This window comes from Spirosoma humi, from assembly GCF_054776575.1.
This window is the reverse complement of sequence record NZ_BAAHBR010000008.1, coordinates 1,259,757-1,276,061: the sequence shown is the minus strand read 5'-3', so window position 1 is coordinate 1,276,061 and position 16,305 is coordinate 1,259,757. Positions and strand designations below refer to the sequence as shown.

The 16,305-nt window shown below is 52.9% G+C and carries 12 protein-coding genes; 7 read left to right on the top strand and 5 right to left on the bottom strand.

Annotated features, from left to right (window positions below):
* Positions 1-9: 9 nt before the first annotated feature.
* From ACYU8Y_RS14045 to ACYU8Y_RS14035, 3 genes are all read left to right on the top strand, one after another.
* A complete protein-coding gene (locus tag ACYU8Y_RS14045) occupies positions 10-1,068 on the top strand; it encodes a sugar phosphate isomerase/epimerase family protein (RefSeq protein WP_460938207.1) in 1,059 nt (352 codons plus the stop codon).
* Between the two features lie 171 nt (positions 1,069-1,239).
* Complete coding sequence (locus ACYU8Y_RS14040) at positions 1,240-2,025, top strand: SDR family NAD(P)-dependent oxidoreductase (protein ID WP_460938205.1); 786 nt, start codon at positions 1,240-1,242, stop codon at positions 2,023-2,025.
* 90 nt (positions 2,026-2,115) lie between these two features.
* Positions 2,116-3,441, top strand: a complete 1,326-nt coding sequence (locus tag ACYU8Y_RS14035; protein WP_460938203.1) for an MFS transporter — start codon at positions 2,116-2,118, stop codon at positions 3,439-3,441.
* A gap of 12 nt (positions 3,442-3,453) precedes the next feature.
* Here ACYU8Y_RS14035 and ACYU8Y_RS14030 read toward each other — a convergent pair whose 3' ends face one another.
* Positions 3,454-3,774: a cupin domain-containing protein gene (locus ACYU8Y_RS14030; protein WP_460938201.1), complete on the bottom strand. Its 321-nt coding sequence runs from the start codon at positions 3,772-3,774 to the stop codon at positions 3,454-3,456.
* An 88-nt stretch (positions 3,775-3,862) separates the two neighbouring features.
* Here ACYU8Y_RS14030 and ACYU8Y_RS14025 point away from each other — a divergent pair, with 88 nt between their 5' ends.
* Positions 3,863-5,140, top strand: a complete 1,278-nt coding sequence (locus tag ACYU8Y_RS14025; RefSeq protein ID WP_460938199.1) for an MFS transporter — start codon at positions 3,863-3,865, stop codon at positions 5,138-5,140.
* A gap of 203 nt (positions 5,141-5,343) precedes the next feature.
* On the opposite strand, the gene ACYU8Y_RS14020 is transcribed toward ACYU8Y_RS14025, so the two are convergent.
* Positions 5,344-8,916 (bottom strand): ThuA domain-containing protein, encoded by a 3,573-nt coding sequence (locus ACYU8Y_RS14020; protein WP_460938197.1) that lies wholly within the window; start codon positions 8,914-8,916, stop codon positions 5,344-5,346.
* Positions 8,917-9,144: 228 nt separating this feature from the next.
* Here ACYU8Y_RS14020 and ACYU8Y_RS14015 point away from each other — a divergent pair, with 228 nt between their 5' ends.
* The gene (locus ACYU8Y_RS14015; RefSeq protein WP_460938195.1) at positions 9,145-10,587 is read left to right on the top strand and encodes a glycoside hydrolase family 125 protein; all 1,443 of its coding nucleotides are present in this window, start codon (positions 9,145-9,147) and stop codon (positions 10,585-10,587) included.
* A 98-nt stretch (positions 10,588-10,685) separates the two neighbouring features.
* On the opposite strand, the gene treF is transcribed toward ACYU8Y_RS14015, so the two are convergent.
* Positions 10,686-12,293 (bottom strand): alpha,alpha-trehalase TreF, encoded by a 1,608-nt coding sequence (treF, locus tag ACYU8Y_RS14010; protein WP_460938193.1) that lies wholly within the window; start codon positions 12,291-12,293, stop codon positions 10,686-10,688.
* Positions 12,294-12,609: 316 nt separating this feature from the next.
* Between treF and ACYU8Y_RS14005 the strand changes: the two genes are divergently transcribed.
* Positions 12,610-13,137 carry an ABC transporter permease gene (locus tag ACYU8Y_RS14005; RefSeq protein WP_460938191.1) on the top strand — a complete coding sequence of 176 codons (528 nt, stop codon included), beginning with the start codon at positions 12,610-12,612 and terminating at the stop codon, positions 13,135-13,137.
* A 5-nt stretch (positions 13,138-13,142) separates the two neighbouring features.
* Here ACYU8Y_RS14005 and ACYU8Y_RS14000 read toward each other — a convergent pair whose 3' ends face one another.
* Together ACYU8Y_RS14000 and ACYU8Y_RS13995 are read right to left on the bottom strand one after the other, a co-directional pair.
* Positions 13,143-13,541, bottom strand: coding sequence for a hypothetical protein (locus ACYU8Y_RS14000; protein WP_460938189.1), 399 nt, complete (start codon positions 13,539-13,541; stop codon positions 13,143-13,145).
* 103 nt (positions 13,542-13,644) lie between these two features.
* Positions 13,645-14,580 (bottom strand): sugar phosphate isomerase/epimerase family protein, encoded by a 936-nt coding sequence (locus ACYU8Y_RS13995; RefSeq protein WP_460938187.1) that lies wholly within the window; start codon positions 14,578-14,580, stop codon positions 13,645-13,647.
* A 204-nt stretch (positions 14,581-14,784) separates the two neighbouring features.
* On the opposite strand from ACYU8Y_RS13995, the gene ACYU8Y_RS13990 reads away from it, so the two are divergent.
* Positions 14,785-16,248 carry a Gfo/Idh/MocA family protein gene (locus ACYU8Y_RS13990; RefSeq protein ID WP_460938185.1) on the top strand — a complete coding sequence of 488 codons (1,464 nt, stop codon included), beginning with the start codon at positions 14,785-14,787 and terminating at the stop codon, positions 16,246-16,248.
* Positions 16,249-16,305: the final 57 nt, after the last annotated feature.

Here is a 16,305-nt window from a genome sequence, read left to right as displayed (position 1 = left end):
CTCACAGTCATGGAAAGACGAGACTTTATTCAAAAAGCGTCACTTGGTGCGGTTGCCCTATCGCTTCCCAAACTCCCCGCATTTGCGAAAGATACCCGCATGGGTATTGTGGTGCATTCGTACTGGAGCCGCTGGAATTCGAAAACAGACAGCAAAAAGTATCCGGCCTTCACCAATGCCATTCAGTTACTTGATCATTGCCATCAACTGGGAGCGGGAGGAGTCCAGGTGATCGTAAACGGCTGGTCGACGGATTTCGCCAAAAAAGTGCGCGACGAGCGTGAAAAGTATGGTCTCTATCTGGAAGGGTCTATTGGCCTGCCCAAAAAAGCAGACGACGTTTCCAAGTTTGAGCAGGATGTCGTCAATGCGCGGGAAGCCGGAGCCCACGTCTTACGAACCGTTTGCTCTACTGGCCGACGCTACGAGACCTACCATTCGCCCGAAGCCTTCGAAGAGTTAAAAAAAACTGCATTGGCTTCGTTACAACTGGCCGAACCCGTTCTGCGAAAGCACAAGGTTAAACTGGGCGTCGAAAACCACAAAGACTGGCGAGCACCTGACCTGGTCAATCTCCTGAAGCAGGTCAACAGCGAATGGATCGGCGTGACGCTCGATTTCGGCAACAGCATGGCCCTGCTCGAAGATCCGATGGAAGTTGTCCAGACGCTGTCGCCCTATGTCTTTAGCACCCATGTCAAAGACATGGCCGTGGAGGAATATCCAGACGGTTTTTTGCTATCGGAAGTACCCATGGGGAAAGGTATCCTGAACCTAAAAAAAATGGTCGACCTCTGCAAACAGCATAACCCGGCGGGTACGTTCAGCCTGGAAATGATCACGCGTGACCCTTTGGAAATTCCCTGTTTAACCAATGCCTATTGGGAAACCATGGGCAGCGTACCGGGCTCCGACCTGGCGCGCATGCTACGAACGGTCAGGCAGCACAAATACCCCGGCGGCCTTCCCCGCGTCTCTCAACTGGACGCCGATGGCAAACTGGCCCTCGAAGAGAAAAATATTGTCGCCTGTATCGACTACAGCAAACAATCATTGGGGCTTGTATGAGGTGGATCGATATAGTCCTTTCTTCAATGGTCCGTGTCCCCACGGACCACTCATGCGTCAGCCAAGCTTACCTACCCGAAGTGTGGTCCGTGAGGACACGGACCACGGAGGAAGACTCGTTTTTGGGAGTCCATCGAAACAACTTATCAATACAACCTTCAACCATAAAAAATGAGTAAAGAACTACTTCCGGGCATCAGGCAATTTGACCTCACCGGAAAATCAGCCATCATTACAGGTGGCTCCAAAGGGCTGGGTTTAGCCATGGCTGCCGGACTAGCCTCAGCAGGTGCCAATGTGATGCTGGTGAACCGCAACGCCGAAGAAGGGGCAGCCGCGGCCCGGGAATTGAGCACCGATTATGGTGTAACGGCCCTTTCATTCGCGGCTGATATTACCAAAGCCGACCAAACCGATGCCATGGTCAACGCGGCCCTGAAGGCTTTTGGCAAGGTCGATATTCTGATCAACAGCGCAGGCATCAACATTCGGGGGGCCATCGACGAATTGACGCCAGACGATTTCAGCAAGGTCATGGATGTCAACGTGACCGGAACCTGGCTTTGCTGCCGGGCCGTTACGCCAGCCATGAAAAAAGCAGGCCGGGGCAGTATCATCAATCTGGCCAGTACCCTCGGCCTGGTCGGGTTGTCGAACCGGACGCCCTACACCTCCAGCAAAGGGGCAGTCGTGCAGATGACCCGTGCTTTGGCGCTGGAGCTGGCTCCGTTCAACATTACGGTCAATGCCATTTGTCCGGGGCCGTTCCTGACCGAAATGAACCTGCCCATTGCCGATACCGAAGAGGGCCTGAAATTCGTAGTGGGCGCTACGGCGCTGGGCCGCTGGGGCCTGCTGCGGGAAATTCAGGGGGCCGCTATTTTCCTGGCCAGCGATGCCGCCACGTTTATGGTCGGCTCCATGCTGACTGTAGATGGCGGCTGGACAGCAAGATAGATGGTCGTGGTGGCGGGTCGGATGGCCGGTGCCATCGCCCCCCACCCCGGCAAACGGAACACCGTAAACACTACCCCTAAACCTTATCCAATGGAACAGTTAAGCACCCAAAAGCAAACCCGAGCGCGTTACGGGATGTTAGCACTCGTATTCGTCAATGTAGCCATCAGTTACCTGGACCGAACGAACATTGGGGTTGCGGCTACGGCGCTTGGGAAAGACCTCCACTTATCAAAAATTGAGTTAGGTTATATCTTGTCAGCTTTCGGGTGGGCCTATGCTGCGTTGCAGATTCCCGGCGGATTAATTGCCGACCGTTTTGGTCCGCGTATCTTATACGCTTTTTGCTTAATCACCTGGTCATTAGTTACAGTGGCGCATGTACTGGTCAGAGGAATTGCCAGCTTGTTTTTTCTTCGGTTAGCCACTGGCACTCTCGAAGCGCCTTCGTATCCGATCAATAATCGGGTTGTAACCAGTTGGTTTCCCGACAATGAGCGGGCATCGGCCATTGCGATGTATGTGTCAGGACAATTTATTGGGCTGGCTTTTCTTAGTCCAGTGCTGGCAATGGTTCAATATTATGCTGGCTGGCAAGGGCTGTTCATCGGTACGGGGTTAGTTGGTTTAGTATGGGGTATTATCTGGTATCTTTTCTACCGCGATCCGCTGGATAGTTCGAATGTGAATAAGGCTGAACTGGATTACATTGAAGACGGAGGAGGTTTGTTCAGAGCAAAGGACCGAACGAAGGCACAGGCCAATTTATGGCGATGGTCCAACGTAAAACATATTTTTTCGAGCCGAACGTTGTGGGGTGTTTACATCGGGCAGTTTGCCGTCAATGCCACCCTTTGGTTTTTCCTAACCTGGTTTCCAACTTACCTGGTGGAATACCGGCACTTAGGTTTCATTAAATCAGGCTATCTGGGGTCGGTGCCTTTTTTATCCGCCTGTGCCGGTTTGTTGTTATCCGGCTTCGTATCCGACCGGTTGGTCAGGCAGGGGAAATCGGTGAGTATGGCGCGCAAAGCGCCCATTATTATTGGGCTTCTGTTATCGGTCAGCATCATTGGGGCTAATTACACCAACGATACGTTCCTGGTTATTTTCTTCCTGTCGCTGGCCTTTTTTGGGTCAGGTATGGCGCTGATTTCCTGGGTATTTGTCTCCATTTTGTCCCCCAAAGAACTGATCGGGTTAACCGGTGGCGTGTTTAATTTTATGGGCAACCTGGCTTCTATTGTGGTGCCAATTGCGATTGGCTATCTGGTTCAGGATGGAGATTTCAAACCCGCTTTGGTATTTATTGGCGCTTTAGGCTTGACGGGTGCCTGCTCATACATATTCCTGGTGGGCAAAATAGAGCGGGTTGTTATCCAGGACAAGCCGGAAGGCGTCGTTGTCGGCAAGTAAGAGCTGCGGCCGTTAATAAAAAATGGCCAGCCAAACGGTTTCTTCCTCTTCCGTTGTCCACTCGACGCGGTGTTTGAGGTGGGCGGGCAAGTTGATGTGCATACCGGGAAACAGCTCAACGGGCTGGTCAACACCGTCTATTCGGAGCCGGGCCGCTCCCTTGGCGAGTAGTACCCACTCAGCCTGTTCCTGATCGTACCAGAATCCATCGGGCGACGCGTGCCCTTTCGAGACGATACGTTCGACCCTAAAGCCAGGGCCGGTCACGATTTTGTCGACCAGTTCTTCGGGTAGAAAATCAGGAATGGAAGCGAATAAATTGCCGATTGTCATAGACGTCTGAATTAGTTGGCAAATTACTACTTTACAACTTGCCACACACTCCTGCGTATATCTGCGCTAGAATATGCTTTATGCCTTAATGGAAAAGACATTAGCCCCTACCCGCTGGTATCGTCTGATACCAATCGCCTTTATTACTTACAGCCTGGCCTATCTCGACAGAGCAAATTTTGGCTTTGGAGCCGCCAGCGGCATGGCAACCGATCTGAAGATTACGCCGTCCATGTCTTCCCTGCTGGGATCGCTGTTCTTCCTGGGGTACTTCTTTTTTCAGGTGCCCGGTGCTATCTACGCCGAAAACAGAAGCGCCAAGAAACTGATTTTCTGGTCGCTGATTCTGTGGGGTGGTCTGGCCATGGCAACGGGGATCATCAGCAATGTATACGCATTGATTGTGATTCGCTTTATGCTCGGCGTTGTCGAGAGCGCGGTGATGCCGGCGATGCTGCTCTTTTTAAGCAGATGGTTTACCAAAGCCGAGCGGTCGCGGGCCAACACGTTTCTGATTCTGGGCAATCCCGCCACTATTCTCTGGATGTCGGTCCTGTCCGGTTATTTAATTAAATCGGTCGGCTGGCGGTGGATGTTTATCCTGGAAGGTCTTCCGGCCATTATCTGGGCGTTCTTCTGGTGGCGTCTTGTGGCCGACAAGCCCAGCGATGCCGACTGGCTCACCGAGTCGGCGAAGCAGGACCTGGAAGCCGAATTACAGAAGGAGCAGCAGGGCATTAAACCCGTCAAAAATTACGCAGCGGCCTTTAAATCCAGAATTGTCATTCTGTTAAGTCTGCAATATGCCTTATGGAGCATCGGGGTGTATGGGTTTGTGATGTGGCTTCCGTCCATCATCAACGCGGCTCCGAACATGGACATTGTTAAAACCGGCTGGCTGTCTTCCGTCCCCTACGTGCTGGCCATCATCGGGATGTTGAGTGCGTCCTATTTTTCGGACAAAACCCTGAACAGAAAAATCTTTGTGTGGCCATTTCTGCTTCTGGGCGCGGTTGCTTTCTACGGATCGTACCTGATTGGCGCGACTAATTTCTGGTTGTCATTTGTACTTCTGATCATTGCGGGTGGTGCCATGTATGCACCCTACGGCCCTTTCTTTGCCATCATCCCCGACCTGCTGCCCAAGAACGTGGCGGGTGGCGCTATGGCTCTCATCAACAGCTTTGGAGCCCTGGGTTCCTTCGCGGGTGCGTATCTTGTGGGGTATCTGAACAGCTCAACGGGTGGGTTCGGAGCCTCTTACATTTTCATGGCCGGTTCGCTTTTATTATCTGCCCTTATCACCCTGATCGCCGTAAAAACCCCGGACAAGCAACCTCTTCCGGAAACGGTTGCGGTTCAGTAAGTTTCGTTTTGATGGCAATGTGAAGTCAGTTTCTTAAAACTGACTTGAGCGGTTTCTTAAAACCGCGTGCTGTCAACTAAACCATTCGGTTTTGAGAAACCTCCCTGTGTCAGTTTTGAGAAACTGACACCACGGTAACCTCAACAATATACTGGGCGTCCCGGCTGGAATTTAAATTCCAGCCGGGACGCCCAGTATATTGTTTACTGATTGAACTGAATGCTGTTCAATTGAATAATGCTGTCATTGGGTTTATCCCGCTTGACGACGATGATATACACATCGTGCTTGCCCGTGAATGGCTTGTCGAGCGTACCCGTTACCTGACTGGTCGTTTTCCAGTCGCCGGTCGCTTTGTAGGGGGCACGACTCACAACCGGACCCGCATAGGAATCCAGCCGCACCTCGATCTCACCCGCTTTGTTGAGCGACGAATAATCGTACGTCAACGACTTAATGGTCGTCATATCAATGCCTTTCAGCAAGACGTACGCCTTATGACCACCCGCATTCAGGCGGCTGCCGAACCGGGGGAAGCCTACATAGGCATCGGCATTGAGCGTCTTCACTTTCGCATTGCGTAAGGTAACAACCTCCGTGCTCGTAAGCGGACCAACGGCCTTACTACCGTTATCCGTATAACTGGCGATCAGGTTATACTGACCACGGGCATCTTCAGGCTTATGCTCAGTCAAGGCAAGGCTCCCCTGCGCAGGGACGGCTTTCTGTTTGCGGGCATCCGTCAGCGAGAAAATGTATTTTACCATCTCCTGGGCATCCTGCGCCGGAATCTGAGGGTGCGCACTCATTAAATGGTCTTTGCTCCAGTTGCCCCCACCCCCTTCGATGATCTTCCTGGCCAGTCGTTCTACGCTACCGGATTCTCCTTTGTAGCGCCCGGCAACGGCCAAAAACGTTGGCCCGACGGATGGCTTGTCGATCGTATGGCAAGCCTTGCAATCGCTGCTGGCAATCAGCGTTTTTCCCAGCGAGCCGGCACCCACCTGCCCTACTTCCTGGTGTCCCTGCTGCGAGGCCGCTACGGGTGCGCCATTCGGCTGAGCACTGTATTCGTAGTACACCTTGATGCGCTTAGGATCCACTTTCTTGTCCTCTTTATCGGTCACCTTCACCGAATAGGTAAACGGTTTATTTTCCCAGTAGAACGATTTATTGTCGGGGGTCACAATGGCCAGTTCCGGTTTGGCATTGCCCACTTTCACGGTGACGGTATCCATGCCCACCAGCCCCATTCGATCCGTTACTTTCAGGATGGCGTTATACACACCGGGCTGTGTGTAGGTGTACGTCGCCATGGGTTTGGTAGCTCCAACCGTTTTACCATCGAACAGCCATTGGTACGTAACCTGATCATCGTCGTCCAGATCGGTACCGCGTCCACTGAATTTGACCCGCAAAGGTGCCTGTCCAACGGCTTCGTCCAGCTCAGGAGCGCGGGGATCGGAGGTGAGGTAGGAGCGGGCGTCGCGCTGAGCCACGGCCACCGAGTCGACCACCCCCGCCCGGGCGATGGGTGCCCGGTTGCCCGTATTGTATTCAATCTTCACCAGGCGGGCATCGTCGTTATCGGCTCCGTATACGGAACCATATTCCAGCATATACATCACCCCATCGTTGCTGAATGCCAGATCGATCGGACGCCTGAAATCGCCCCCACCGGCCATAAACGGCTCATTTCGAATGTAGTTATCGTCTTTGTCGACGCGAACCGCCATCACCCAGTTACGCATCCAGTCGAAAATGAACAGGGCACCATCGTAGTACTCCGGAAATTTGCTTTTCGAAGGCGAGTTTTTATCGTAGGTATAGAACGCTCCGGCCATTGCACTCCGGCCACCCAGACCAAGCTCGGGGAAATCTTTAGAGGCCGCGTACGGGTACCAGATCATGGCCGAATTGGTCGGTGGCAGGTTTTTCAGCCCTGTATTGTTGACCGACGTATTCAGGGGTGCTTTCGGATCGAATTTGGGACCCGCCACATTGGTGGCATAGTCGAGGTCGGGATAAGGCTGGCTATTGCCGATAAAATAAGGCCAGCCATAGTTACCCGGCTTTTTGGCCTGGTTGAACTCGTCGTATCCCCGTGGCCCAATGGTACTGTCTTTACCGGCATCAGGGCCGATTTCGCCCCAATACAAAACCGACGATTTCGGATTTACGGCGATTCGGTACGGATTGCGCAAGCCCATGGTGTAGATCTCGGGGCGGGTTTGTGATGTGCCTTTCGGGAAAAGATTCCCGTCGGGAATGGTATACGTGCCATCGGCCTGCGGATGGATTCGCAGCACTTTACCCCGCAAATCGTTGGTATTGGCCGCCGAACGCTGGGCGTCGAGCGTAAGGTGATCGGGGCGCTCATCGATCGGTGAGTACCCGTTGGACGGGAACGGGTTGGTATTGTCGCCCGTCGAAAGAAACAGATTACCGGCCTTGTCCCACGCCAGCGAGCCGCCGTGGTGGGCACTGGCCTCAAACTCACCGGGTATTTTCAGCACTACTTTTTCCGACGCCAGATCGAGCGTATTGTCGTCTTTGACAACAAAGCGCGACAGGTGGTACGTAGGGTCTTTGTCGGTCGCCGGGGAATAATACACATACAGAAAATGGTTAGTCGCAAACTTGGGGTCAACCGTAATTCCCTGTACGCCAAAGCCCTGCTTCGTTGTTACGGGAAATTTGTGCATGACCTTATACTTATTCGTCCGGGCATTGTAGACGGTCAGATTCCCGCTCCGTTCGGTGAAGAATACCCGATCATCCTCAGTGATGGCAAGCTCCATCGGTTCGTTCAAATCATTGACCAGCACCGTCTTCACAAACCGGTTTTCTTCGGGCATCGTCACGGCATAAGCCTTGCTATAATCGAGAGGTTTGTTGCTGCCCATCACCCAGTTGAGCGCCCCCAGCAAGTGCTGCACAAACAACGGTTCGCTAAAGCTGGCATCTTCATGACCGCCACCCGTGTAGTACGCCCGTCCACCATCGAATTCGTGGTACCAGGCAATCGGATGATTGCTGCCATTGATGCCGCCATCGTATGTATTTTCATCCAGATTGGCCACCACCGTCAGGTTTGAATACAGAGAGCGGTAATTGTACCATTCGTCCGTACGCTCCCAGTGATCAGGCAAGTGCGCCGTAGATGGGTGGTTTTTATCGGTTACGTCAACGGTCGCTTTGCGCACGTTGGATTGACTCGGGTGACTGGCAAAATACCCACCGACCAGTTTGTTGTACCAGGGCCAGTCATATTCGGTATCGGCCGCGGCATGAACACCCATATAACCACCACCCGCCTGAATGTACCGTTCAAAAGCGGCCTGTTGCTTCTGATTCAGGATGTTACCGGTTGTACTCATGAACACGACGGCGGAGTAGTGGCGCAGGCTGTCGTCGGTAAAGTAATCCGCATTTTTGGTCGTATCCACTCGAAACGAATGCTCGCGGCCCAGCTTCTGCATAGCCGCAATACCAAACGGAATGGAGGTGTGTTTCCAGCCCTTGGTTTTCGAGAAAACGAGAATGCGCTTTTGTCCGGCCTGGAGGGGTCCGGCCTGGATAGACCCGGTCTGGATGGACCCGGCGTTCGCTGACTCACCAGCCGATGTTGATTGGGTAACGGCCGTTGGCGTTGCTGTGCCGATGGTCGTTTGGGTAGTGGCTCTCTGGGTATTCAGGCAGGCATACAGCCCGACTGAGGCCCCGGCGGCTCCCAGTAACCGGAGTGTGTACGTGATAGATGTTGACCAAATCATAAAGAAAAAGATTGAGCGTTAGGCTACGCTATAAGGTTTGACCATACATAAACTACCTACGTTTTCTTCCTTTCGGGCATCGTCAACAGGGGATGTTCAGAAATGAACTATCGGGAAGCGATTGTTTATCTGTATTATGGACAGTTTTAAACCAAAAAGGCAGGGGAAGACGGATTTTTTAATTTTTCTTTATGTTCTTCGTGCCTTCGTGTTCAATAATTTATTTCCATGAATCGTCGTCAGTTTATCCAACAGTCAGCCGGGGCAAGTGCAGGGCTGCTGGCTGGTCAATCGTTATGGGCTGCCCCCGCAGCCGCCTTCCCCGTTGTTCGGACGGCAGCCGCCAACCGTAATTTTACCAGTTCGGCCGTTGAGCAGACCATCGGGCGGATGCACAAAACAATCAAAGACCCGGAGCTGGCCTGGCTTTTCGAAAACTGCTTTCCCAATACGCTCGATACCACCGTTCAGGTTGGCACCACCAACGGGCAACCCGATACGTTTGTCATTACGGGCGACATCGACGCCATGTGGCTGCGCGACAGTACGGCGCAGGTCTGGCCTTATTTGCCCCTCATCAAACAGGATAAACCGTTGCAACAACTCATTGCGGGGGTTATCCGACGGCAGAGTCTGTGCATTCGGCGCGACCCCTACGCCAATGCATTCTACGCCGACGCCACCAAGGAAGGCGAATGGAAAAAAGATGTTACCGATATGAAGCCGGGTCTCCACGAACGGAAATGGGAACTCGACTCGCTTTGCTACCCAATCCGGCTGGGGTATCATTACTGGAAAACGACGGGAGACACCAGCCCGTTCGACACCGACTGGCTACAGGCCATGCAACTGGTGCTGAAAACCTGCCGCGAACAGCAACGCAAAACAAATCAGGGGCAATCCAGCCGAGGACCCTATCACTTCAGCCGGAACACCGCCTGGTCGACGGATACGGTGCCGGGCGATGGGTATGGCAACCCAACCCGACCCGTTGGCCTGATCAACAGCACCTTTCGGCCGTCTGACGATGCCACGATTTTCCCGTTTTACGTACCCTCGAACTGGTTTGCGGTCGTGTCGCTCCGACAACTGGCCACGATGGTCGAGCAGATTCGCCCCACCCCGGCCCTCTCCACCGACTGTCGGGCGCTGGCCGATGAAGTAGAACGGGCGCTGAAACAGTATGCCATTTACACGCACCCCAAATACGGAAAGATGTATGCCCTGGAAGTAGACGGCTACGGAAATCACCTGCTTCAGGACGATGCCAACGTGCCGAACCTGCTGGCGCTGCCTTACCTGGGTGCCATACCCGCCAGCGACCCCGTCTATCGGAACACCCGCCGGTTCGTGCTCAGCCCGGACAACCCTTATTTTTTCAAAGGCAAAGCCGCCGAGGGCATCGGCAGTCCGCACACGCTGGTGAACAACATCTGGACCATGAGTTTGACCATGCGTGCGCTCACCTCCACCGACGATCAGGAGATCCTGTCGCAGTTGCGTTTTCTAAAAACGACCCATGCCGGAACGGGCTTTATGCACGAGTCATTCAACCAGGACGACCCGGCCAAATTCACCCGAAAATGGTTTGCCTGGGCCAATACGCTTTTTGGTGAGCTTATCCTGAAAGTCGCGAACGAACGGCCGCATTTATTGAGCAAGCCGTTGTAGGGTTGATATGGTGTGTTTACCCCCCGGCCCCCTGAAGGGGGAGTACTTCGACGTAGCTTTTCTCCCCCTTTAGGGGCCGGGGGGGTAAATACATCATATCAACGTTCGGTCAGCAGCTTTAGCAGGACACCATTTGTCCAGCCAAAACCGTCCTGATTCGGGTACTCGCCCCCCTTTGCCGCGGCCGTATTGACGACATCGTATTTCTCCACCATTTTTCCACTGGTCTTATACACCCGCAGATTCTCATTGACCCAATTCGATTTTACTTTATTGGCCAGCGGAATCTGATTGTAATTACGCAGGCCCTGAATGGCTAACCACTGCAACGGAGCCCAGCCGTTGGGCGCATCCCACTGCTCCCCCGTACGGACCAGCGTGGTCGTTAGGCCGCCAGGTTTCAGAAATGACTGCTCCAGCTTACGGGCCACGGCCACTGCCTGACCAGCCGTTGCCATCCGGATGAAAAGTGGATAAACAGCGGCCAGCGAGTAAACGGCGGATGGCTTTTTAGCAACAAAGTCATAATCAAAAAAGAACGCACGCTTCGCGTTCCAGCAATAGCGCACAATGGCTTCACGCCGTTGCTGAGCCAGTTTCAAATACACTTTCGACTGTACCTGGTCACCCTTCAACCGGTAGCCGTCGGCCAGCGTTTGCTCCAGATTAACGAGCAGCGCGTTCAGATCAACCGGGATAAAATCCGTTGTATGAATCGTTTTTAGGTTCTTCCCATCCCGAAACCACCGGCTGCTGAAATCCCAGCCCGACTCGGCCCCGGCGCGAATGTGCTGGTAAAGCAGTGGAGGATCTTTAGCCCGTCGGGCCAGCAGCACATCTTCCCGATACGATTCCGGACGGGGCGTTTGTTTATCGTCGTAATACCGATTCAGGTACACGTTTTCGGCCAGGCGCACCACCCGGCGGTGGGTCGGCTGCTGGGCCGTCAACTGGTCTTTACCCTCCATCCAGAAATTGTATTCCTGCTGTAGCTGAGGCAGATAATTCAGCAAGACCCGGCGTCCCTGCACTTCTGTGAGCAGATTGACCATGAGCGAGAAAAACGGCGGCTGCGACCGGCCAAGGAAATACGTTCGATTGCCGTTGGGAATAAAGCCAAACGTTCGGATCAGGTAGGCGAAATTATCGACCATGTTTCGAATCAGGGGCGTTTTCCCCGACGCCCGCAGGCCCAGCATGGTGAAATAACTATCCCAATAGTAAATTTCGCCGAACCGGCCGCCGGGTACAACGTAGGCATTGGGCAAAGAAATCAGTGACCCAGTGAGTGCCTCGGCCTTAGGCTGAGCCGTGGCGGGCCGGGTGAGGACCGGCCATAAATCAACAATGTGCTGCTGCGCCGACTGACCAGCTTTACTGGTGTACCCCGACGCGGGTTTTATGGGCAGCGTAAAATGCTGCATGACAAAGGCTTTAAGGTCGAAATCAGGCCGTTGTCGGGCAGCTTCGTAGTTGGCCAGAATAGTAGCGACCGGAAATTTGGGGGTACAGTCAGCAAACGTCTTGGAGTCCGGGAATACCGCTTTTAACTGAACGGCTTCGAATAACGGACCAAACTGTTCATCAGGTCCCGCCCATGTCTTGCTGGCTGGTCTGGCTTTCTGGAGAGTCGTTTGGGCCCAGCCTGGTGTTAGGCTAATGAAGAGAACAGCGAGGGTTATACGTTTTATACTGGATTGCGGCATAATGTCATTTGTTAGAACCTGGTAAACCCGAAGGTCTGGCATAAGTATAATGACAAATAACCATAAGCAACAAAATTTTGACGAAATAGGGATCTGTCAGGCAAGAGCAGTCGCTCGATTCGCTTTGTGTTTCCAACCCTTCTTTCAGGGGTGAGGTAGCACGTTTATCCAGCAGCTACGGCCAAGTTTCCGCAATTCTTTCGAAATCAATAAAGAGCTATTTCCCCTACGGCTATGAGCAATTCGTGCAAGAGACCTATCGGTAGAAATACACCTAATTTGTATTTTTACAGCTTAACGACACCCATTTGCTGCCATGAACCGTTTCTTTTTCTGCTTTCTTTTTTTAACAACCCTTTACTCCCCTCTTTTTGGCCAGCAGGCCCACGACGTTGAACCCGGCAAGCCCGCCCAATTAAACGGAATCGACTATGGTTTCGAGATCAGAAATGAACGCCGTATCGACATTAGTGGCGAGTCATTCATGCGCTACGAATTAACCATTTACGCAACGAATAAGAGTAATTGTACAAAGATAATGCTACCCAAGCAGGCACTGCTGGGACAGGATGACCAAAATGAACTGGCAAATTTTGATTGCCTGAACGCCACCGGAAAGCGGCTGACATCCAAAAATGGCAAGGTGATGGCCCGTCCTTTCGTGGTTCCTTACCGGCAACGGGTCAAAAATGCAGAAGGCAAAGAAATAGTGACGACCACCAATATTCAGGCCGGACACATGCTGCGAAATGGGGAAACGGTCAATAACTCGTTTATTGTGATCGTTCCCAATGGCGAACGCCCTGTTATGAAAGTTCGAATACTAGAAATTCCTGACTTATAACCACCTCATCGGGTTGCCTGCCAGGTACCGCTGTCCTGCCCATCGCCCGATTTCCAGGTGCCTTTCAGGGCAGCGTTCGTGTATTTTCCGGTGAAGCTCACGTCGTCTCCATCGGTGGCATAACTAGCCTTCAGTTGTCCATTTTCCCAGCTAATGGTTTTCAAATCTGTAGGGTAGCGGTTGCCATCTTCGGTCAGCATAACGACCTGTCCGGTTAGTTTCCGGTTGCTGTCCTGCTTGATGACCAGCTCAAACTTGCCGTTCGATGATCCGTCGAAGGTTCCGGCCCATTTACCCACGATAGTCGGTAACGAATCGCGGGTTGCGGTTGGGCTTTGTGCCTTTGCCGACTGAAACATTACTGCGAAAAGGGCAATAGCAGCTACTAAAATTCTGATAGTCATGGCTTAAAGGGTTTATCTATTATCTATTGGTTTTATCGTGAGATCAGCCAGAGAGAGACAATTTCATCAGGATACGTTGCAGGCGTTATACTCGCGCTATCGCTCAAGCCAGCGGAATCTGGTTTTCGGTTGCTTTCCGGATCACAAATTGACGGGCTTCATCATATTCTTCGGCCGTGCGCAAATGCTCCAGCATCAACGGCACTTCCTGTTTCAGGGAGGTAACATTCCGGAGATAAGCCGCGTAATCCAGCTTACCCCGGCCCGGCATGGTTTCCATAAAATGGCCATCTTTGGGCGCAATATCTTTGGCATGCGCCGACACAATCCAGCGGCCTAGTTTCCGAAAAACCTCATCCATCAGGGCGGCATTCGTAAAGTAGCGCCTTGGGTTATTGATGATGTTGGCGATATCGACATGAGCCCCAAAGGCGGGCCGGTCGATGGCTTTTATGAATTTAAGGTACGAATCGGGCCCGTCGGGTAAACTCCAGCCCATCATTTCGAGCGCAAACCTGGCCTGTTTGGGCTTCACCGCATCAATTACCTTTCGGCAGTTTTCGACCGTTGCATCAAAATAATCGGTACTGAGATCCCGCGCATCGGGGCCATCCCAGTGAGTAGGGCTGTAAGAACCACCAATGTTAACGCAGACCCTGGCCCCGACGGCTTCGGCCAGGGCCAGCCGATCCGTTACGTAAGCCAGATTTTTACGGCGCTTTTCGGCATCCTGATCCAGCATATTGACCCAGGCCCCCACTTCGGCGATTATCACATTCTGGTCGGCAAACGCTTTGCGAATAGCCGAAAGTTTGGTGGTATCGGTCAGGTCAACAGCCGGTACGTAGGCCGCGCTGTACTGCAGGCGCCGGTGTTCACGGGCGAGTTCGCTGGGGTCATCACTTTTCAGAAAAATAGGCCCACCCAGCCGAAGCGGCTGTTGAACCACATGTCGGAATGACGCATTGGGCGTAAGAAAAGTACTGCCGGCCAGAACGGCCGACGACCGTAAAAAACGGCGACGGGATAGAACGTGCATAAGCGTGCCTCGGTAAAACCTGTTCATCTAAAAGCCAAAAACCAGCCTACTTACTTATCTCTCCCAGGTGGTTCCGCTCTGTCCCGGCGGACGTTCTGCGCGCCGGAACTGATCGGAACGCTCAATTTGTAGAAAATACACGTTGCTGGGTAAAACCGGCATCCAGCCCGCTTTGGATACTATACTCGCAAACACGCATTTCCTATGCAAGCCAATAGACGAACCTTTATAAAAAGCTTGTCGGCCGCTTCGGCAGTAATCGCCACGGAAGGTATTGCCAAGCCCTTCGGTGCCCCCGCCTACATTCCCAATCTGATGAGGATTAGCCCGAACGATAAGATTCGTATTGCTACCATTGGTATGGGCATCCAGGGCAACTTCGATACTCAGGCTGCGCTGCGTAATCCTGATGTGGAACTGGTCGGTGTGGCCGACTTGTACAACGGCCGACTTGAACACGCCAAAACTGCCTACGGTAAAGACAAGGAGCTGTTTACGACCCGCGATTACCGCGAAGTGCTGGCCCGTCCGGATGTCGACGCGGTGCTCATCGTAACGCCGGATCACTGGCACGATCACATCACGATTGCGGCTCTCAACGCCGGAAAGCACGTGTATTGCGAGAAACCGATGGTGCAGCACCTCAACGAAGGCAAAGCCGTTATCAATGCCTGGAAAAAGTCGGGCAAGACCATGCAGGTGGGTAGCCAGCGGATCAGCAGCGCGTCGTTCAAGGAAGCCAAGCGACTGGTCGAAGCGGGTGACATTGGTCAGATCAACTACATTGAATCCAACAACGACCGCTTTAACGCCATCGGGGCGTGGCAGTATTCCATTCCACCCGATGCCTCGCCCCAAACCCTGGACTGGGATCGGTTTCTGGGCGATGCGCCAAAGCGGCCATTCGATGAAAAACGGTTTTTCCGCTGGAGAAACTACAAAGATTATGGCACGGGCGTAGCGGGTGACCTGTTCATTCACCTGATTACCGGTGTTCATTTCGTCACGAACACAATGGGGCCAACCCGCATCTATTCATCGGGTAATCTGGCCTACTGGAAAGATGGCCGCGATGTGCCCGATATCATGGCCTGCATCATGGACTACCCCAAAACAGACCAGCACGAAGCGTTTCAGATGGTGCTTCGGGTTAACTTTGCCAATGCCGGAAAGATAAACGATGTCACCCGAATTATTGGGAACGAAGGCCAAATTGAGTTTTCGGAGAACAACCTGATCATGACTAAAAAGAAACTTCCCGTGGCGCCGGGTTATGGCGGTTACGACAGTTTCTTTACGTTCACGGAACCGGTTCAGCAGGAGTTTGCCAAAAAATATGATGCAACCTATCCACCCGAGACCCGCAAGTCGGAACCGGTGAAGGAAGTAAAATTTGAAGCGCCCAAGAACGACGATGCCCACGCCAAGCACTTCGGCGACTTTTTCGAGAATATCCGAAAAGGCAGCCAGGGAACCGTAGAAGATCCGGTGTTTGGTTTTCGGGCAGCGGCTCCGGTTCTGGCCTGCAACGAGAGCTACTTCGAGCAGAAAGTTGTGCATTGGGATCCGGTTACCATGACGCAGCAAAACCCAACCACGAAGTCGGGAACGACTCCGCCGAAAAAGAAAACGGTAGCTTCGGCAAAAGCATCATCGAAGAAGTCATAACACGCCAAGGGAACACGCCATCGGAATTACCTGTTTCTGGCAGGTAGTTCCGATGGT